This is a genomic window from Enterobacter sp. 18A13, assembly GCF_007035975.1.
GTDB lineage: Bacteria > Pseudomonadota > Gammaproteobacteria > Enterobacterales > Enterobacteriaceae > Enterobacter > Enterobacter vonholyi.
Genome location: NZ_AP019634.1, coordinates 1,447,127 through 1,465,904, shown reverse-complemented (window position 1 = coordinate 1,465,904; position 18,778 = coordinate 1,447,127). Strand labels below are relative to the sequence as shown.

17 protein-coding genes are annotated in these 18,778 nt (G+C 55.3%); 8 read left to right on the top strand and 9 right to left on the bottom strand.

The window, feature by feature from the left end; translation table 11 throughout:
- Position 1 precedes the first annotated feature (1 nt).
- Together FOY93_RS07150 and FOY93_RS07145 are read right to left on the bottom strand one after the other, a co-directional pair.
- Positions 2-1,324: a PTS sugar transporter subunit IIC gene (locus tag FOY93_RS07150; protein WP_133294051.1), complete on the bottom strand. Its 1,323-nt coding sequence runs from the start codon at positions 1,322-1,324 to the stop codon at positions 2-4.
- Between the two features lie 51 nt (positions 1,325-1,375).
- Positions 1,376-2,752, bottom strand: coding sequence for a glycoside hydrolase family 1 protein (locus tag FOY93_RS07145; protein ID WP_133294050.1), 1,377 nt, complete (start codon positions 2,750-2,752; stop codon positions 1,376-1,378).
- 298 nt (positions 2,753-3,050) lie between these two features.
- Between FOY93_RS07145 and FOY93_RS07140 the strand changes: the two genes are divergently transcribed.
- Complete coding sequence (locus FOY93_RS07140) at positions 3,051-4,154, top strand: M14 family metallopeptidase (RefSeq protein ID WP_111963927.1); 1,104 nt, start codon at positions 3,051-3,053, stop codon at positions 4,152-4,154.
- Between the two features lie 113 nt (positions 4,155-4,267).
- Here FOY93_RS07140 and FOY93_RS07135 read toward each other — a convergent pair whose 3' ends face one another.
- The 6 genes from FOY93_RS07135 to mntR form a co-directional block, all read right to left on the bottom strand.
- Positions 4,268-5,308 carry an aldo/keto reductase gene (locus FOY93_RS07135; RefSeq protein WP_133294049.1) on the bottom strand — a complete coding sequence of 347 codons (1,041 nt, stop codon included), beginning with the start codon at positions 5,306-5,308 and terminating at the stop codon, positions 4,268-4,270.
- Between the two features lie 107 nt (positions 5,309-5,415).
- The gene (locus tag FOY93_RS07130) at positions 5,416-6,939 is read right to left on the bottom strand and encodes an efflux transporter outer membrane subunit (protein WP_136195382.1); all 1,524 of its coding nucleotides are present in this window, start codon (positions 6,937-6,939) and stop codon (positions 5,416-5,418) included.
- Positions 6,939-8,510, bottom strand: coding sequence for a DHA2 family efflux MFS transporter permease subunit (locus tag FOY93_RS07125; protein WP_133294047.1), 1,572 nt, complete (start codon positions 8,508-8,510; stop codon positions 6,939-6,941). Before FOY93_RS07125 ends, FOY93_RS07130 begins: the two co-directional genes overlap by 1 nt.
- Positions 8,507-9,601, bottom strand: coding sequence for an HlyD family secretion protein (locus tag FOY93_RS07120; protein WP_047742414.1), 1,095 nt, complete (start codon positions 9,599-9,601; stop codon positions 8,507-8,509). The genes FOY93_RS07125 and FOY93_RS07120 overlap by 4 nt, the downstream gene beginning before the upstream one ends.
- Positions 9,602-9,702: 101 nt before the next feature.
- The gene (locus FOY93_RS07115) at positions 9,703-10,812 is read right to left on the bottom strand and encodes an anion transporter (protein ID WP_111963844.1); all 1,110 of its coding nucleotides are present in this window, start codon (positions 10,810-10,812) and stop codon (positions 9,703-9,705) included.
- A complete protein-coding gene (gene mntR / locus FOY93_RS07110; protein WP_023310887.1) occupies positions 10,809-11,282 on the bottom strand; it encodes a manganese-binding transcriptional regulator MntR in 474 nt (157 codons plus the stop codon). Before mntR ends, FOY93_RS07115 begins: the two co-directional genes overlap by 4 nt.
- 183 nt (positions 11,283-11,465) lie before the next feature.
- On the opposite strand from mntR, the gene mntS reads away from it, so the two are divergent.
- Positions 11,466-11,594, top strand: a complete 129-nt coding sequence (gene mntS, locus FOY93_RS07105; protein WP_136195380.1) for a manganase accumulation protein MntS — start codon at positions 11,466-11,468, stop codon at positions 11,592-11,594.
- Positions 11,595-11,877: 283 nt separating this feature from the next.
- Complete coding sequence (locus FOY93_RS07100) at positions 11,878-13,461, top strand: phosphoethanolamine transferase (RefSeq protein ID WP_133294045.1); 1,584 nt, start codon at positions 11,878-11,880, stop codon at positions 13,459-13,461.
- A gap of 94 nt (positions 13,462-13,555) precedes the next feature.
- Here FOY93_RS07100 and ompX read toward each other — a convergent pair whose 3' ends face one another.
- Positions 13,556-14,074: an outer membrane protein OmpX gene (gene ompX / locus FOY93_RS07095; RefSeq protein ID WP_023310884.1), complete on the bottom strand. Its 519-nt coding sequence runs from the start codon at positions 14,072-14,074 to the stop codon at positions 13,556-13,558.
- 354 nt (positions 14,075-14,428) lie between these two features.
- On the opposite strand from ompX, the gene rhtA reads away from it, so the two are divergent.
- The 5 genes from rhtA (at position 14,429) to glnQ (ending at position 18,688) form a co-directional block, all read left to right on the top strand.
- Positions 14,429-15,316 (top strand): threonine/homoserine exporter RhtA, encoded by an 888-nt coding sequence (rhtA, locus tag FOY93_RS07090; protein ID WP_133294044.1) that lies wholly within the window; start codon positions 14,429-14,431, stop codon positions 15,314-15,316.
- A 299-nt stretch (positions 15,317-15,615) separates the two neighbouring features.
- Positions 15,616-16,119 (top strand): DNA starvation/stationary phase protection protein Dps, encoded by a 504-nt coding sequence (gene dps / locus FOY93_RS07085; RefSeq protein WP_063408106.1) that lies wholly within the window; start codon positions 15,616-15,618, stop codon positions 16,117-16,119.
- 362 nt (positions 16,120-16,481) lie between these two features.
- Entirely contained in the window at positions 16,482-17,225 is a 744-nt protein-coding gene (glnH, locus tag FOY93_RS07075) for a glutamine ABC transporter substrate-binding protein GlnH (protein ID WP_133294043.1), read from the top strand.
- Between the two features lie 84 nt (positions 17,226-17,309).
- Positions 17,310-17,969 (top strand): glutamine ABC transporter permease GlnP, encoded by a 660-nt coding sequence (glnP, locus tag FOY93_RS07070; RefSeq protein ID WP_014169254.1) that lies wholly within the window; start codon positions 17,310-17,312, stop codon positions 17,967-17,969.
- Positions 17,966-18,688: a glutamine ABC transporter ATP-binding protein GlnQ gene (gene glnQ, locus FOY93_RS07065; protein ID WP_028012446.1), complete on the top strand. Its 723-nt coding sequence runs from the start codon at positions 17,966-17,968 to the stop codon at positions 18,686-18,688. The genes glnP and glnQ overlap by 4 nt, the downstream gene beginning before the upstream one ends.
- Positions 18,689-18,778: the final 90 nt, after the last annotated feature.

Below are 18,778 nucleotides of genomic sequence, written 5' to 3'. Positions count from 1 at the left end.
GTTAGTTTTCTATCCCGCTGTTTTTCAAGGCCACTCGCTCGGCAATTTTGAGGAAAGGCAGGTAGAAGAATACACCAAATACGATGATTGCCAACTGCACCACTACCGCCCGCCAGTCCCCTGCCGTCGCCAGCCAGGCGCTGAGAATCGGGGGCGTGGTCCACGGGATCATCACCACGCAGCGCGACATTAACCCCAGCGTGGTACAGAGCCAGGCGAAGTAAATGCCGATGGCGGGCAGCAGCACAAACGGGATCATCAGCGGCAGGTTAAACACAATCGGCAGGCCAAAAATCACCGGTTCGTTGATGTTAAACAGGCCCGGCGCCAGCGACAGACGCGCCACCTGCTTCGCCGACTTTTGTCGGGAGAAGATAAAGATGGCAATCAGGAGCGAGATGGTGCTGCCCGTCCCGCCCACCATGCCAAAGGTCGGCACGAAGATGTTGTTGATGATGTGCGGGATCGGCTGGCCGTTGGCGAAGGCCAGCATGTTCTCGTTGGTGTTGATCAGCAGGAACGGCTCCAGCACCACGCTGTTAACGACTGACTGATGAATGCCGAGCGTGAACAGGAAGTTACCGAAGCTGTAGATAAAAATCGTCCCCGGCAGGCTGGTGTTGATCAGCCGCAGCGGCTGCTGGATAAAGGTCGTAATGAGATGGATCAGGTCCGTATGCAGCACGTTTGCCAGTATCGCCGCCAGCACCGCGAACAGGGAGAGCGTGAGGATCGTCGGGATCAGCGCGGTAAAGGATTTGCTCACCGCCGGGGGCACATTTTCCCCGAGCGATATGTGCAGCGCCTTCAGGCGCGAAATAGCGATAAACACTTCCGTTGAGAGCAGCCCAATCAGCACCCCGGCGAAAATGCCGGTGGAGCCGATATTGGCGAACGTCAGCACCTGCGTGACGTTCACCGCAGCGTCGCTGCCAACGGGCGTAACCTGTAAGCGCATCGGCATCATGATGATAAAACTGCTGACGGCGATAACCACTGCCGAGATCGGATTGTCGAAATCTTTGTTGCGCGCCAGCGACAAGGCAATCATCGGGGCTAGCAGCAGCGCGGCGATGTTCAGCGTGCCGTTGATAATCGCCTCGCCCCACACCTTACACTGCGCGAGCGTGTCGCCGTGAAAAATCCACGGAAACACCACGTTGTTCACCAGCACCGCCAGACCGGCGAGGATGAAAATGGGCATCACCGTGGCGAAGGCGTCGCGCAGGGAGCGAAGGTGCACCTGGTTTGCCAGGCGCGCCGAGAACTCTACAAATTTATCGACAAAAGACTGCATGTGCGGTGTTATTTTTGTTTCAGACATAGCGGATATTTCCCATCAATCAGTCACAAAAACGGCCCGGCAGCGTACGGCTTACATCTCGCGTCCGTTGGTATGGATAACCTGTTTTAACCACGCGTAGCTCTTCTTCGGCACGCGCTTCAGGTCTTTCAGGTCGTGGTTTTCACGGTTGACATAGACCACGCCGTAGCGCTTACGCATATCACCCTGAGAGCTGAGAATGTCGATCAGGCCCCAGCCGAGGTAGCCGAGAACTTCTGCTCCGTCTTCGAACATCGCCTCTTTCATGGCATTGATATGCGCCCGGTGGTAGTCAATGCGGTAGGTGTCCTCAATCGGGTTCACGCCGTCCCAGGACTCAATCACCCCAATGCCGTTCTCGATCGGGAATACCGGCAGGCGCCAGTCGTTATAATAACGGGTAATGATGGTGCGAAAACCGAGCGGGTCGATCTGCCAGTTCCACTCGGTGGCTTTCAGGTACGGATTGTTTTTCTCGCCGTGCAGCAGGTAATAGTTCACGGGAGTGCCTTCCGGGATCGCATCGCTGTCCAGCGTTTTACTGGCATAGTAGCTGAAGGCCATATAGTCGTTTTTGGTGCGCGCCAGCAGCGCTAAATCTTCAGCGCGGTAGATATCGCCAAAGCCCTCCTGCTCCACCACCGCCATCACCGCCGGGCTGTAGCCCTGCCCGGCAAAGACGCGCAGCAGGTTCTGGTTGAGGAACTCGTCGTACTGCTGGGCGCAGAAAATATCGCGCGGTTTGCAGGTGGCCGGGTAGATCAGCTGGTGCGCCAGCATGCCACCCATCAGCTGGCCCGGTTTGGTCTGGTGCAGGTACTCGGTCAGCGACATGTGCGCCACCATGGTGTGGTGCTGCAGCTCGTACAGCTCGCGCAGGGTTTTCTCCCCTTTCATGTAGCCGGATATGCGAAACGCTTCCGGCATATGGAAGATGTTCTGCTCGTTGAAGGTCAGCCAGTACTTTACGCGATCGCCATAGCAGTCAATCATCTTTTTGCCGTAGCGGATAAAGGCGTCCATCACGCGGCGGTCGTTGAAGCCGTTGTACTCCTGCGCCAGCGCCAGCGGCATATCGAAGTGGTACAGGCAGATCATCGGCTCGATGCCGCGGGCGATGAGATCGTCGATAAAGCGGTCGTAAAACGCGATGCCTTCGTCGTTGAACGGGCCGTCACCCAGCGGGCAGACGCGGCTCCATGAGATCTGGAAGCGGTAGCAGTTCATCCCCAGATCCTGCATCAGGTCGAAATCCTCCCGGTAGCGGTGATAGGAGTCGGTCGCCACTTTCCAGTCGGAGACATTCTCCCCGGCTTCACGAATGTCGTACACAGACATCCCCTTTCCGCCCTCATTCCAGGCACCTTCCGTCTGCATGCTCGATACCGAGTTGCCCCATAAAAAGTTTGCCGGCAGCTGATTGTTCATGGTCTCCCCCTATATGACTAGTCATTTAAAAATTCATGACTAGTCATATAGGTGAAGATGGAATGTCGATCAAAGCGGAGGATCGTTTTTTGTGAGACATGTCGGAAAGAAAACGTCGGGCAGGAAATGAATCGCGCAAACCCTGTTATTGAAGCCGGTGCCTTAGCCTATGCAAAATCACATTTCCCGCTCGTGCCGCTGGCTGGCCTCATAAAATCACTATTAACTTAATGAGCACGAACCACGGCCCAGGCCGGAAAATAAAAATCTTAACTCTATCAAATGGAAAATGACGCTCATGAAGATATCTACTGGCCGTATCGCATTCGCTCTCAGCTTAGCGCTGCCATGCTCAATGACTTACGCGGCAACGGTGTATACGGGTGATAAGGTACAGGGAGTGCCGGTCATCTCGACTCTGGATGTATCAGACCTGACAGCAGGACAACATCGCTTCATGTTCGAGGGGGTTGAGACAGGAACGGGACAGCGCTGGTATGTACCCATCATGGTGGCAAAAGGGAAAACGGACGGGAAGAAAGTTCTGCTGCAGGCGGGCGTCCACGGGGATGAGCTAAACGGAGTGCGCATCGTACAAAAAGTAATGGAACAACTGGACCCCGCAAAAATGAACGGCAGCGTTATTGGCATTATTGGTCCAAACCGTTCTGGACTTGAAAGGGTCTCCCGGACATGGTCCGTTTCAACCGATGGGGGTGAGACGATCGACTACAACCGCGTGCATCCGGGAAAAGAAACGGGTAACCCTGCCGAGCGTCAGGCATGGATGATGTGGAATAACGTTTACAAGGGAAATGTCGACCTGGCGATTGACTATCACACCCAGTCTACCGGAACGGCTTATCCGCTGTTCATTTATGCTGACTACCGCAATGCGGATGCCCGGACTATTGCAGAACTTTTTCCGGCAGATCAAATTAAGAAAGATCCCGGTGAAGCCGGCTCAATGGAAACTACCTTTATTCAAAATGGTATCCCGGCTATAACGGCCGAGACGGGAGAGCCGAGGATTTACCAGCAGGATATGATTGCCCGGGGTGTAGAAGGTGCCCGCAATGTACTGATCCATTATAAGGTGATTGAAGGCAAAATCGGCGCAACCGCCAGCAGCAATAAAACGTATATTGGTAATGCTATCAGTTCAATACGAGCGACCACGGGTGGGTTTGCGGAAGTATTCGTTAAGCCCGGCGATACGGTAAAAGCAGGGCAAGAAGTCGCCCTGCAGCGAAATGCATTCGGTGATGTTGTCGCGAAGTATTCAGCAGAGCGGGACGGCAAAGTACTGTCAGTTGGAACGGATGTAGTAAGAGAACCCCGAGCCCTGCTGGTAAGAGTTCTTGAGCAAAATCCAGCGGCAACCTGCAAAGACGGTTGCTGATTTCCGCCAGAGCCCATCGTTGAATCGGCAAAAGCATGCTCAGTGAAATAAGCCGCTTTCGCCGATTGCTGTAACGATGGGCAAAGAAATTTAAAATCTCCTGATGAAAAAGGTTACTGTTGCGCTAGCTGATTGCTGCGATATTCCCCCTGACGCTCCAGCATCCAGCCAGGGTATTCCCGCGGCAGCGCGCTCACCGCATCCAGCTGTTTGAGCTCGTCTTCGCTTAAGCGGATCCCGGTGGCGGCAATGTTGTCGTCCAGCTGTTCGACGCGTTTGGCCCCGATAATCACGCTGGTCACGGCTTTTTGATGCAGCAGCCAGGCCAGCGCGATTTGCGCGACGGAGACGCCCTTGCTTTCGGCAATCACGCGCATCACGTCCACGCAGTCAAAGGCGCGCTCTTTGTTCACCGGCGGGAAGTCAAACTCCAGACGGCGGCTACCGGCTTCGCTCTGCCCGTCGCGGCCATATTTTCCGCTCAGCAGGCCGCCTGCCAGCGGGCTCCAGACCATTAGCCCGACGCCTTCGCTCTGCATCATCGGCACCAGCTCGCGCTCAAGATCGCGTCCGGCGATGGTGTAATACGCCTGGAGGGATGCGAAACGCGCCAGCCCGAGACGCTCGGAAATGCCCAGCGCTTTGGCAATCTGCCACGCCGCCCAGTTCGAGACGCCGATATAGCGCACGTGGCCGTGCTGCACCAGGTTATCCAGCGCATACAGTGTCTCTTCAATCGGCGTGGCCGGGTCGAAGCCGTGCAGCTGATAGAGATCGATATGATCGAGCTGCAGGCGGCGCAGGCTCTCCTTCACGCTGCTGATGATGTGATAGCGCGAGCTGCCGCGCGAGTTCACCCCTGCCGTTCCGGTTTCGCCGAACACTTTGGTCGCGACCACCACGTTCTCGCGAGGGATTTTCAGGTTTTTCAGCGCCTGGCCGACGATCTCCTCCGAACGCCCTTCCGAGTAAACGTCCGCGGTATCGATAAAGTTGATCCCGGCATCCAGCGCGCGGCCCACCAGCTGTTCTGCTTCGCTTTGCTGGAGCTGTCCAATCTTGCCCCACATGCCGCCTTCACCGCCGAAGGTCATGGTGCCGAGGCAGAGTTCAGAAACGAACAGTCCAGTATTGCCCAGTTTTTGATAACGCATAAGATAATCCTCGCATGTCGTTTAAGGGGTACACGATAGTTATACCCGCCCCTCAGCCATCGCGAATGTGGTGTTCCTGTCCGTTTCTTGCCCAATCCTCTGAATATTTATCCGCGCGGGGCGTCGCCAAAGACGCTGTAGTCCGGTAATTGCACCTGCTGATACGGCTCCCAGCCGCCGCCGAGCGCCTTGTAGAGCGCCACCAGATCGAGGGCGCTTTGCACCTGCGCCTGCGCGCGCTGCTGCTGGGCCTGCGCCAGCTGACGCTGGGCGTCCAGCACGTCGATAAAGCTGGCGATCCCCTGGCGGTAGCTGTCGCTGGCTAAATCGAAGGCGTTTTGCAGGGCATCAATGGTTTTCGCCAGGCCCGCCTCACGCTGCTGGTCGGTGCGATAGCTCACCAGCGCATTTTCGACATCGCCAAGCGCGGTGAGCACCGTCTGACGATAGTCCAGCACCGCCGCCCCCTGCTGCGCGCGCGCCACCTTGACGCTGGAGACCAGCCGCCCGCCCTGGAATATGGGAATGGAGACCTGCGGGCCAAAGCTGTAGAAGTGGCTGCTCCAGTCGGTCAGCCAGTTGGTTTCGCTGTTGCGCAGGCCAAACTGCCCGGAGAGGGTAAAGCTCGGGAACAGCTCCGCCACCGAGACGCCAATTTGCGCCGTGGCAGCATGGAGGTTCGCCTCAGCTTCGCGCACGTCCGGACGGCGTCGCGCGAGCGTAGACGGAATGCCGGTCTGCACGATATCCGGCAATGCGGGCATCGGCTGCACGCTTTGTAACTCCGCATCGAGCGCACCCGGCGGCTTGCCGAGGAGGATCGCCAGACCGTTCATCGCCTGCCGCTCCTGCGCCTGGTACTGCGGCAGCTGCGCCTCCAGGTTGCCCAGTTGCGCCCGCGCATTTTCTACATCCATCTGCGGCGACAGCCCGCCCCGCTGGCGGCTTTCGGTCAGATCCAGCGTCTGCTGCGCGCTTTTAATCTGGGTGTTCAGCGTGGCGATAATGCTCTGCGCCCCGCGCAGCTGGAGCCACGCGCGCGCCACTTCCGCCTCCAGCGACACCAGCGCGTCGTTACGCTGCTCGATAGCGGCTTTCTGCTGCGCTTCGGCGGCTTCCACCTGCCGGCGTACCTTGCCCCACAGGTCAATTTCCCACTGAGCGTCGAAGCTGCCCTGGTAGAGGTTGATCGGCTGCGTCAGGGGGCCTAACGCGCCCCGCAGCTCAGGATCGACATTATCCAGCTGGTCGTACACGCCGTGGGACTTCAGCTCCCCTTCCAGCCCGAGCTGCTGGCGCGTCGCCTGCAGATTGCCGTTCACCGACGGGTAAAACGCCCCGCCCGCCTGGTTAATCTGCTCACGCGCTCCGGCGATGCGCAGCACCGTCTGCTGCAGCGTCAGGTTCCCGGCGATGGCGCGCTCAACCAGGCTATTTAACTGCGGCGAACCGAAGGTTTTCCACCAGCGCGGGTTTGTCGCGGCGGAGGTAGTTTGCGATTTCACCGTGCTGTCGACCTTATCGTTCCAGTGCGTGACGGCAGGCGGCGCGGGCGGCTGATAGTCCGGCCCGACGGCGCAGCCTGCCAGCATCATCATTATCATCAGGGGGTGTAAACGTCTGTGTATCATCAATGTGCTCCTGCACTCCCCTCGCTCTTAACCGGCGAGAGCAACAAACAAAACGGAATCAGTAACAAGGCCACGGCGCTCAGGATGGTAAAGACGTCGATGTAGGCCAAAAAGCGCGACTGCTCAATCATGGTCTGGTACATGCGTCCGGTGGCAATCCCGATGGGGTCCCCTACCTGGGTGGTGAAGTTCTGGATTGCCTGGGCGCTTTCGCGTATTGCCAGCTGGAACTGCTCGTTAAAGGGTGAGGCGTGGTACGCAAGATGCGCACTGTGCGCCTGAGACCGTTCGGTGATGGCCGCCGTCGACAGCGAGATCCCAACCGAGCCCGCCACGTTGCGGAACATGGTGAACAGCGCCGCCGCGTCGGCATTCAGCCGTCTTGGGATCGAAATAAAGGCAATGGTGGTCAGGGGCACAAACAGGAATCCCAGCCCCAGCGACTGGGCGCTGCGGAACAGCACCAGCGTCTCGAAGTCGATATCCGGGGTCAGCGTGCGCGACCAGAAGAACGACACCGCCAGACAGGTAAAGCCAAAGGCGATAATCCAGCGCGTCTGTACAACCGGCATCAGCTTCAGCACCAGCGGAATAGTCAGCACAATCAGCACCGCCCCGGGCGACAGCACCAGCCCGGACCAGGTGGCGGTATAGCCCAGGTCCTGCTGCGCCAGCTGCGGGATCACCACGGAACTGCCGTACAAAATCATCGCCATCCCCGCCATCAGCAGGCTGGAGATGGCAAAGTTGCGGTCCTTCATGCAGTGCAGATCTACCACCGGCTTTTTGGCATACACCAGCCAGTAAATGGCACCGATAATGCCGATAAGCGTTAACACCGCGAAGGTACGAATAAAGTTCGAGTAGAACCAGTCCTCATCTTCCCCCCGGTCAAGCATCACCTGCAGGCAGCCCAGCCCCAGGGCGATCAGGCCGATCCCCGTCCAGTCGATAGTCAGCTTCTCTTTTGATTTGCTCTCCCACGGCGGATCTTCCAGCAGCTGGTAGATCGCCAGCACCGTGACAATCCCCACCGGAATATTGATAAAGAACACCCAGCGCCAGGAGTAGTTGTCGGTGATCCAGCCGCCCAGCGTCGGGCCGAGGACCGGTGCAACGATAATCGCGATGGATGAGAGCCCAAACGCTTTGCCCCTGTCCTCCGGCTTGAAGTAGTCGAGCAGCACCGACTGCTGCGTGGGCTGCAGCCCGCCGCCAAAAAAGCCCTGCATCACGCGGAACAGGATGATCTGCCACAGCTCGGTGGCAATCCCGCACAGAAACGAGCAGACGGTAAACATGACGATGCAGATCAGGAAGAACTGTTTGCGGCCGAATACCCGGCTCAGAAACGCCGAGATGGGCAGCACGATGCCGTTCGCGACCAGGTAGCTGGTTAACACCCAGGTGGATTCGTCATAGCTGGACGAGAGCGAACCCGCCACGTGGGGCAGCGCCACGTTGACGATGGTGGTGTCCAGAATTTCCATAAACACCGCCAGGGTGACGACAATCGCCACCGCCCACGGATTGCTGGCGGGCTTCCAGCTGTCGTGGCTGTGATCCGTCATTCCACCGTCACCTTCGGTGCAACCGACAGCCCCAGCGGCAGCGGTTTGTTCGGATCGAGGCCTTTATCAATCACGATTTTGACCGGCACGCGCTGCACAATTTTGACGAAGTTACCGGTAGCATTTTCTGCCGGGAAGGCGGAGAAGCGCGAGCCGCTGCCCTGCTGGATACTGTCTACGTGCCCCTCAAGCTCCATATCCGGCCACGCGTCGACGGACACGGTGACCTTATCGCCCGGCTTCATGCGCTCAAGCTGGGACTCTTTGAAGTTCGCCACCACCCACACGTTCGGCGAAACCAGTGAGAACAGCGCCGTTCCCGCCTGCACCAGCGTGCCGGGCTGCACGTTGCGTTTGGTGACAAATCCGTCGAACGGGGCGCGGACTTCGGTGTAAGAGAGATTCAGATTGGCCGTTTCAAGCTGCGCTTTCGCCTGATCGACCTGACGCTCGCGCGCTTCAACGTTGGTTTCCTGCTGGCGGATTTGCAGCTGTACCTGCTCTGCCACTTCCAGCTGCGCCTGGGCGCTGGCCAGCCCTGCCTGGGCGCTACGCAGCTGAGCGTTCGCGGAATCAATGCTTTGCTGGGTGGTTGCCCGCGGGTCGACGCCGCGCTGGCGACGGTACTCCGCCTGTGCGTTAGCCAGATCGGCCTGCGCTTTCAGCACCTGCGCTTTGGCTTCGTCACGCTGGGCGGGATACTGGACTTTTGAAAGCGCCAGCTGCGCCTGGGCCTGATGCAGCTGCGCGATAGCCAGCCCAAGCTGGGCCTGGGCCTGATCGCGCTGCGCGGTGGTATCTCGCGGATCTATGACCACCAGCAGATCGCCCTTTTTCACGCGCTGGTTATCACGTACGCGCAGCTCGGTGACGTAGCCCGCCGTTTTCGGGGCAATCGTCACCACGTCGCCGTCGGTAAAGGCGTCGTCGGTCGTCTCTTCGTTACGGGTTAAAAACCACCAGACCAGCGCCACGACGACCATTACCACGACGACAATGCCGAGGATAATTAACGGTTTCTTGCCCGGGCGCTTACGCTCATTATTGTTTTTGTCCTGCTCGTCAGCAGGCGGGTTTTGATCTTCAGCCATAGTTCAGCAACGGTCCTGTCAGTGAGCGGCATCACACTATGCCGTTCACTAAAGCTAGGACGTTGCTATACGTTTGCCAGGAAAAACTGACAAATTGCGCACTATATGAGAAGGAATATTCCGAAACCGATCGCCGCGGCCCAAACCAGCATCGGGATTGACCAGAGATGGAAGCGCCACCAGATACGACGATCGTTGGCCATACGCAGGGCAATGAGGTTTGCCAGCGAGCCGGGCAGCAGCCCAAACCCGCCGATGTTCACCGCCCAGGCCAGCAGCGTGTCCGGCGGAACATAGTTGAGCAGCAGAATGGTGGAAGGCACGTTGCTGATAAACTGCGACAGGCCAATCGCCGTCAGCCACAGCCCTGCCTGCGGCAGACTGCTGACGCTGTGCAGAACGGTTTGCAGCACCGGGAGCTGAATAAGCAGATGCACGTCGATGAACATCGCCATAAAGACCAGCAGCAGCGTCCAGTCCACGCTGACCAGAACGCGACGCGCCAGGACGACAAAGCCTGCGGCAACGAGCAGGACGCCCGCCAGCTCATACTTCAGCTCCAGCGCAAAGAGAAAGACAATGTATAACCCGAGGCAGCTCCACACCAGACGCGGCTGCCACTGCGGGCCCGTTGTGCCGCTGTGGTACTGCAGTTTTTTATCAGGAAACGCAAACCAGCATACCGCCAGCAGCGACAACATCATCACCAGCGCCAGAGGGGCCATCTGCCAGGTAAAGGCGGCGAACGACAGCCCGGAACGTCCCCAGAGAAGGATATTTTGCGGATTGCCGATAGGCGTCAGAAGTGAGCCTGCATTGACGGCGAGCGCTTCAAAGATGATCAACCGGCTGACCGGGATCTCGCACAGCTTACGCAGCGTAAGCGTGAGGGGCACGATGATAAACAGCGCCACATCGTTGGTCAGAAACGTCGACAGCACCGCGGCAGAAAACACCATAAACAGGGACAGCCTGCGTTCGGTGGCAAAGCGGCGCACCATTTTACGGCCAAGAACGTCAAAGTAGCCGCTCAGCTCAACCCCTTTGGTGAGCATCATCAGGCCGCTCAGGGTAATGATGGTGCGCCAGTCAATCGCGGCGGGCCAGGCCTGCGGCGTAAACGGCACAAAGAGGCTTAACCCTGCGCCAATGAGTAATAAGAGATGGAAGAAACGATCGCGTGCCAGGGCCTGCAGTCCAGGGATTTTCATTCAGCGGAGGGACCATATTTAAGGGTAAATTCGCGAAACTTCACCAGCGTCTCTTCGCTGACGTGGTGTTCCATGCCTTCCGCATCCCGGCGGGCAATCTCCGGGCTGACGCCCAGCACCAGTAAAAAATTCTCGACAAGCTGATGGCGCTCGCGGCTCTCCTGCGCGAGTTTCTCCCCCTCCGGCGTCAGAAAAACACCGCGCCAGGGAATCATTTCAATTAAGCCCACGGAGGCCAGGCGTTTTAACATTTTAGCGACAGTTGGCTGTGAAACCCCCAGCCTGGCGGCCATATCGACCTGGCGCGCTTCACCAACCTCACGAATCAGATCGGAAATGAGTTCAACATAATCATCAATCAGTTCACGCCGGTGCGCTTCACGGACCTGGCGAAAACCTTCGACATGTTCTTCAACATTCACCAGTTGCGTCGTTTTCCTCATTGTCGGATGACCTGCGCGACGGTTCATTGTACTTCCTCAGTGGGGTGACGCTTCCAGCGCCCGGTTTCGAGAGCGCACATTGTAAACCATAGCTCTGCAAGCACAAAAAATTAACGAAATAGCCATAGCTATACAATATAGCCTGTGCTATATCTGTATGTAATGCAGTCACCCTTCATGGATCGAAGGGATCAAAACTCAGGAGGTCTTATGAATGAATTCAAGAGGTGCATGACCGTGTTTACCCACTCCCCCTTTAAAGTGCGCTTAATGCTGCTGAACATGCTGTGCGATATGTTTAACAACAAACCGCATCAGGACGATAAAACTTCCAACTAAGCGGCGTTGCGGTACGCCGCTTCATTTTCCCGTCACATTCTCGCTGTAAACTGGCTTTCAGCCGCCTTATTCCCGATCTTTTTTACGGATTTGCAATCCCCTTCGCAAAACATCTGCTTAGCAACTGTTGATATTATTTAGCGCTCGCACTATCTTCTTGCAGCCCTGCACAATTTGCGGCTCGCTGAAGCGGACCCTCATTCCCTCTCCACGCACTGTCAGGCAGGTTATGACCCTTGACGCCAGGGTGAGCACATGGCGTTTTCATCCATGATAGTGACCTATGAATGTAACCCTGATAGATACCGTTGTTACCCGCAGCCGGGCCTTAAGCCCGTGGACGGGTTTTTACTTTTTGCAGTCATTACTGATTAACTTTGCGCTGGGTTATCCCTTTAGTCTGCTCTACGCGGTAGCCTTCACCTGCATTCTGCATGTGCTGTGGCGAGCCGCCCCGCGCGTGCAAAAAACAGTAATCGGGATCTGTTCGCTGGTTGCTGCACTCTATTTCCCGTTCGGTCAGGCTTACGGCTCGCCAAACTTTAATACCCTGCTGGCGCTGCACTCGACCAATATGGAAGAGTCGACCGAGATCCTGACGATCTTCCCGTGGTACAGCTATGTGGTCGGGCTTTTTATCTTCGCGTTGGGCGTTATTGCCATCCGCCGTCAGTCGGGCGAGAAAAAATCCTGGGGTAAGATCGAAATACTCTGTCTGGTGTTCAGCATTGCCGTGGCGTTTGTCGCCCCCATCCAGAATATTCCCTGGGACGGTAAGTTAAGGCTCATCAATATCGGCTATCCGGTTTTCCGCTTCGTTAAAGACGTTGTTGTAAATAATAAAGAGGTTCTCGACGAACAGGCGCGCATGGCTGAGCTTTCCAATATGAAAGACACCTGGAACGTGCTGGCCGTTAAGCCGAAATATCACACCTATGTGGTGGTGATTGGCGAAAGCGCGCGTCGCGATGCAATGGGGGCGTTTGGCGGCCACTGGGACAACACCCCGTTTGCGAGTTCGGTCAAAGGCACTCTGTTTACCGATTATGTCGCGGCCAGCGGCTCAACGCAGAAATCGCTCGGTCTGACCCTTAACCGAGTGGTAGATGGTAAACCGCAGTATCAGGATAATTTTGTCACTCTGGCAAACCGCGCAGGTTATCAGACCTGGTGGTTCTCCAATCAGGGGCAAATTGGCGAATACGATACGGCCATCGCCAGCATCGCCAAACGGGCTGACGAAGTGCAGTTCCTGAAAAACGGCGATTTTGAAGCCGACAAAAACACCAAAGACGAAGCGCTGCTGAAAATGACGGCACAGGTCTTCGCCACCCCGCGCACGCAGCCTCAGCTGATCGTCCTGCACCTGATGGGGTCGCATCCGCAGGCCTGCGATCGGACTGGCGGGAAGTACGCGGAGTTCGTGCAGTCCAAAGAGACCTCGTGCTACCTCTACACCATGACGCAAACCGACGATCTGCTGAGCAAGCTGTACGATCAGCTACGCAATACGGGCGACAGCTTCTCTATGGTCTATTTCTCGGATCACGGGCTGGCGTTTAAAGAGCGTGGTAAAGAGGTGCAGTATCTGGCGCACGATGACAAGTTCCAGCAGAACTTCCAGGTGCCGTTTATGGTGCTGTCGAGTGATGATAAAACGCATCGCGTTATTAAAGCGCGCCGTTCGGCAAATGATTTCCTGCAGTTCTTCTCGCAGTGGACGGGGATTACGGCCGAACAGATAAAAACGGCTTACCCGTTTGTCTCTAACAAGAAAGCTCCCCCAGTGTACGTTACCAACTTCAAGTTACAGAAAGTTGACTACAACCATCTGGGTACGGATATTTTTGATATTAAGAATAAGTAGCGGTTCGATGCTCTCACCTTGGCCTACGGGGGGAGAGAAAAGACAAAAAAAATCCGCCACAGTGGGCGGATTTTTTATTTAATCACCGAAGTGATTAGAAGCGGTAACCTACGCCCGCGATCCAGGTGCCAACGTCAACGTTGCGGATACGGCTCTGCTCATAGGAGAAGTCCAGAGCAACGTCCTGGATTGGGTTGAACTGCAGGCCTGCGCCATAGGAGAAACCGTAGTCGCTGTTGCTTGCAGTGCGGCTTTCGCTCTGGTTTTCAGTCTGCTGGAATTTACCGTAGCCAACACCTACAACACCGTAGATGCTCGCCCAGTCATTCAGACGGTAAGCTGGACCAGCGGTGATACCGTAGTACTGGCCTTTGTTGTATGCGCCGTTTTCAGAACGATCTTTCTCGGTGTAGGTGAAAGAACCGATCACGCCCAGTGGGTTGTTATCCTGCTCGTAGCGATACTTCAGGTTGAAGCCGTTAGCTTTGTTCATCACGCCCTGATAGTCGCTCTGAGCGTAACCACCAGTAACAGTAGAAGTAGCAGCTACAGCGGTACCTGCGGAAACAGCCAGTACAGCGGCCAGTGCTGAAAGACATGCAATTTTTTTCATAACCACCTCAAATGTGCTTCAAGTAAGTCCGTAAGTTTTAAATATATCAAAAAAATTTGCGAAACTCTTTGTGATTCGTGATGTCTAATGAAACCTTTCCTGTAACAGAACGTTTCCAGCCTAAGCTATCTCTTTCAAATCACATGCAATTTTCACTACTAAATGCGCATAGTGCGCGTCTGCGCCGTTACATTCATCCAGATTATTCCTAATCTGACAGGCGATAAATCCACCAGCGCTTAACCATTTTACGGATTTCACGTGGTTTTTTTTCAACAGCGCCTCAACCGTTGCCGCATATTTCCTTTACACTGCAACCTTTACCTCATTTGACATAAGCTGACAGGAGAAAGGATGCCTGGGTTATCCCGCACATCGTCGGTCTGGTTGCCGGTCGCAGTGATACTCATTGCCATGTTGTCCATTCAAAGCGGTGCTTCGCTTGCAAAATCACTTTTTCCGCTGGTCGGTGCGCCCGGGGTAACAGCCCTGCGTATCGTGCTGGGCACTGCGATACTGGTGGTCATTTTCAAACCCTGGCGTCTGCGCTTCAAAAAGGAGCAGCGTTTACCCCTGCTGTTTTATGGACTCTCCCTGGGAGCAATGAACTATCTGTTCTACCTCTCTATTCAGACGATACCGCTGGGGATCGCCGTCGCGCTGGAGTTTACCGGTCCGCTGGCGGTGGCGCTTTTCTCCTCGCGACGTCCGGTCGATTTTATCTGGGTAGTGCTAGCCGTTCTGGGCTTATGGTTCCTGCTTCCCCTGGGCCAGAGTGTCGCTGAGATTGATCTGACGGGCGCCGCGCTGGCGCTGGGTGCAGGCGCCTGCTGGGCTGTCTATATTCTCACGGGACAGCGTGCAGGCGAAGAGCACGGTCCGGCAACGGTGGCGTTGGGTTCTCTGATTGCGGCCATCGTATTTGTGCCCATCGGCATGGCGCAGGCAACAGTATCTATCTGGCAATGGTCCGTCATGCCCATCGGGCTGGCAGTCGCGATTCTCTCTACCGCACTCCCCTATTCTCTGGAGATGATTGCCCTTACGCGTCTGCCGACACGCATATTTGGCACCCTGATGAGCATGGAGCCTGCCCTTGCCGCCATTTCCGGAATGGTGTTTCTCGGCGAAACCCTCACGTTGACCCAGACGCTGGCGCTCTGCTCGATTATCGCGGCTTCAATGGGCTCTACGCTCACTATGCGCCCGGAACCTAAAGTTGAAAAGGTGGATATCAGCTAAGGCCATATATTCTGCATGGCTTCCACGCCATGCAGAATAAAGGCCAGAAAGACAGACGTTATAATTTCTTACACACTTTGCGCTATTTTCGAAATATCCCTCTACGTTTGCGTCCCCATCCAGCAATTAAGATTGATCTGTATAAATTTAAAAATTAGTCATTAATTTCAATAAATTAAATTCTCAACCCACTTCTCGCTATTAAACCGATAGGCACAGCCAAACCGCAGAGAAAAAATCCGGTGCTATACTTAGTTCCGTAATTACCTGGGACATAAACATCAAGAGGATATGAGATTATGAGTACCGCTAAACTGGTGAAAACGAAAGCGTCTAATCTGCTTTATACCCGTAACGATGTACCGGACAGCGACAAAAAAGCGACCATTGAGTTGCTGAATCGCCAGGTGATCCAGTTCATCGATCTTTCGCTGATCACCAAACAGGCCCACTGGAATATGCGCGGTGCAAACTTTATTGCCGTTCATGAAATGCTGGATGGCTTCCGCACAGCACTGGTTACCCACCTCGATACGATGGCTGAGCGTGCCGTTCAGCTAGGCGGCGTGGCGCTGGGAACCACACAGGTGATCAACAGCAAAACGCCTCTGAAGAGTTATCCGCTCGATATCCATACCGTTCAGGATCACCTGAAAGAGCTGGCGGACCGCTACGCAATTGTGGCAAACGATGTACGCAAAGCGATTGGCGAAGCCAAAGATGAAGATACTGCAGATATCTTTACCGCCGCGTCCCGCGACCTGGATCAATTCCTGTGGTTCATCGAATCTAACATCGAATAATTCATACGAAATTTCTATCCAACCCTCGCCTTCCGGTGAGGGTTTTGCACATCTATGGTGCACGTTTTTTGCCTGAGACAGTGCAAAAGTGAAAAAATTGTAATAATCACCTCACACAACCGTTAACGGAAGATTGTTTTTTCGTCAGAATTTACGCTAAATATCTCCCCGTCAGTTGAGCCAAACGAAGCGCACCAAAACAGTGCTCCACTTTGGTGCAATAAAACCTCATTGCCCCATTAATTGTGCAATGCATGACATCATCCCCTTTGCAAAACAATAGCTTGTAAAGTTGGCACGATTTTTTCATTGTGCCAGCTGTTCTCGCAGGGGATCGCCCCGTGGATATAAAAGGAAATGCTATGAAGTCTGTATTAAAAGTTTCACTGGCTGCACTTACCCTGGCTTTTGCAGTGTCCTCTCAGGCTGCCGACAAACTGGTTGTGGCGACCGACACGGCGTTCGTTCCGTTTGAATTCAAACAGGGTGATAAATACGTTGGTTTTGATGTGGATCTGTGGGCCGCTATCGCAAAAGAACTCAAACTGGATTACACCCTGAAGCCTATGGACTTCAGCGGCATTATCCCGGCACTGCAAACCAAGAACGTTGATCTGGCGCTGGCAGGTATCACCATTACCGATGAACGTAAAAAAGCGATCGACTTCTCTGACGGCTACTACAAAAGCGGCCTGCTGGTCATGGTCAAAGCCGATAATAACGACGTAAAAAGCGTGAAAGATCTCGACGGCAAAGTAGTTGCGGTGAAGAGCGGCACCGGTTCTGTTGATTACGCGAAAGCAAATATCAAAACCAAAGACCTGCGCCAGTTCCCGAACATCGACAACGCGTACATGGAACTCGGCACCAACCGTGCTGACGCTGTTCTGCACGACACGCCTAACATCCTGTATTTCATCAAAACAGCCGGTAACGGTAAGTTCAAAGCCGTTGGCGAGTCTCTGGAAGCACAGCAGTACGGTATCGCGTTCCCGAAAGGCAGCGACGACCTGCGCTCGAAAGTTAACGGCGCGTTGAAAACGCTGAAAGAGAACGGCACCTATAACGAAATCTACAAAAAATGGTTCGGTACCGAGCCTAAATAATAAGACGTAAAAATGACGTTCACTCGGGGGCGACCTTTCGCCCCTGCTATTTTTGAAACACGGTAACAGTAACAGGAAATTATCATGCAGTTTGACTGGAGCGCCATCTGGCCTGCCATTCCTATCTTGCTTGAAGGCGCTAAAATGACCCTCTGGATTTCGGTCCTGGGTCTGGTTGGTGGGTTGATTATCGGTCTTGTCGCCGGTTTCGCTCGCACCTACGGCGGCTGGATCGCAAACCACATCGCACTGGTTTTCATCGAAGTGATCCGCGGCACACCTATTGTTGTGCAGGTCATGTTCATCTACTTCGCCCTGCCAATGGCATTCACCGACCTGCGCATCGACCCGTTCAGCGCAGCCGTTGTCACCATTATGATCAACTCAGGTGCCTATATTGCGGAAATCACCCGCGGTGCGGTGCTGTCGATTCATAAAGGTTTCAGTGAAGCCGGTCTGGCGTTAGGTCTTTCTCGTCGCGAAACGATCCGCCACGTTATTCTGCCGCTGGCGCTGCGTCGCATGCTGCCACCGCTCGGCAACCAGTGGATCATCAGCATTAAAGATACGTCGCTGTTCATTGTTATCGGCGTGGCCGAGCTGACCCGTCAGGGTCAGGAGATCATTGCTGGCAACTTCCGCGCGCTGGAAATCTGGAGTGCGGTAGCCGTTGTCTACCTGATCATTACTCTGGTTCTGAGCTTCGTTCTGCGTCGTCTTGAAAGAAGGATGAAAATCCTGTGATTGAATTTAAAAACGTTTCCAAGCACTTTGGTCCAACCCAGGTGCTGCACAATATCGATCTGAACATTAAACAGGGTGAAGTGGTGGTGATTATTGGGCCATCCGGCTCCGGTAAATCCACCCTGCTGCGCTGCATCAACAAGCTGGAAGAGATCACCAGCGGCGATCTGATCGTCGACGGCCTGAAAGTGAACGACCCGAAAGTCGACGAGCGCTTGATTCGTCAGGAAGCGGGCATGGTGTTCCAGCAGTTCTACCTGTTCCCGCACCTGACGGCGCTGGAGAACGTGATGTTTGGCCCACTGCGCGTGCGCGGTGCCAACAAAGCGGCGGCGGAAGCGCTGGCAAAAGATCTGCTGGCGAAAGTCGGCCTGGCTGAACGCGCGCACCACTACCCTTCCGAGCTGTCCGGTGGTCAACAGCAGCGCGTGGCGATTGCCCGCGCCCTGGCGGTCAAACCGAAAATGATGCTGTTTGATGAGCCTACGTCCGCACTCGACCCGGAGCTGCGCCACGAGGTGCTGAAAGTCATGCAGGATCTGGCGGAAGAAGGGATGACGATGGTTATCGTGACCCACGAAATCGGCTTCGCTGAGAAAGTGGCGTCCCGCCTGATCTTTATTGATAAAGGCCGTATCGCGGAAGACGGTAACCCGCAGGAATTGATTGCGAACCCGCCGAGTCAGCGTTTGCAGGAGTTCCTGCAGCACGTATCCTGATCTCTCGCTTTACACGTAAGCCGGGCATGCCCGGCTTTTTTACGCCAGATTGTTCCCAAAAATCCCCCTCCGCGTCCCGACTTCTATACT

Excerpts from the sequence above, each read along its gene's own strand:
- FOY93_RS07150 (WP_133294051.1), bottom strand. The coding sequence starts at position 1,324 with ATGTCTGAAACAAAAATAACACCGCACATGCAGTCTTTTGTCGATAAA.
- FOY93_RS07145 (WP_133294050.1), bottom strand. The coding sequence starts at position 2,752 with ATGAACAATCAGCTGCCGGCAAACTTTTTATGGGGCAACTCGGTATCG.
- FOY93_RS07140 (WP_111963927.1), top strand. The coding sequence starts at position 3,051 with ATGAAGATATCTACTGGCCGTATCGCATTCGCTCTCAGCTTAGCGCTG.
- FOY93_RS07135 (WP_133294049.1), bottom strand. The coding sequence starts at position 5,308 with ATGCGTTATCAAAAACTGGGCAATACTGGACTGTTCGTTTCTGAACTC.
- FOY93_RS07130 (WP_136195382.1), bottom strand. The coding sequence starts at position 6,939 with ATGATACACAGACGTTTACACCCCCTGATGATAATGATGATGCTGGCA.
- FOY93_RS07125 (WP_133294047.1), bottom strand. The coding sequence starts at position 8,510 with ATGACGGATCACAGCCACGACAGCTGGAAGCCCGCCAGCAATCCGTGG.
- FOY93_RS07120 (WP_047742414.1), bottom strand. The coding sequence starts at position 9,601 with ATGGCTGAAGATCAAAACCCGCCTGCTGACGAGCAGGACAAAAACAAT.
- FOY93_RS07115 (WP_111963844.1), bottom strand. The coding sequence starts at position 10,812 with ATGAAAATCCCTGGACTGCAGGCCCTGGCACGCGATCGTTTCTTCCAT.
- mntR (WP_023310887.1), bottom strand. The coding sequence starts at position 11,282 with ATGAACCGTCGCGCAGGTCATCCGACAATGAGGAAAACGACGCAACTG.
- mntS (WP_136195380.1), top strand. The coding sequence starts at position 11,466 with ATGAATGAATTCAAGAGGTGCATGACCGTGTTTACCCACTCCCCCTTT.
- FOY93_RS07100 (WP_133294045.1), top strand. The coding sequence starts at position 11,878 with ATGAATGTAACCCTGATAGATACCGTTGTTACCCGCAGCCGGGCCTTA.
- ompX (WP_023310884.1), bottom strand. The coding sequence starts at position 14,074 with ATGAAAAAAATTGCATGTCTTTCAGCACTGGCCGCTGTACTGGCTGTT.
- rhtA (WP_133294044.1), top strand. The coding sequence starts at position 14,429 with ATGCCTGGGTTATCCCGCACATCGTCGGTCTGGTTGCCGGTCGCAGTG.
- dps (WP_063408106.1), top strand. The coding sequence starts at position 15,616 with ATGAGTACCGCTAAACTGGTGAAAACGAAAGCGTCTAATCTGCTTTAT.
- glnH (WP_133294043.1), top strand. The coding sequence starts at position 16,482 with ATGAAGTCTGTATTAAAAGTTTCACTGGCTGCACTTACCCTGGCTTTT.
- glnP (WP_014169254.1), top strand. The coding sequence starts at position 17,310 with ATGCAGTTTGACTGGAGCGCCATCTGGCCTGCCATTCCTATCTTGCTT.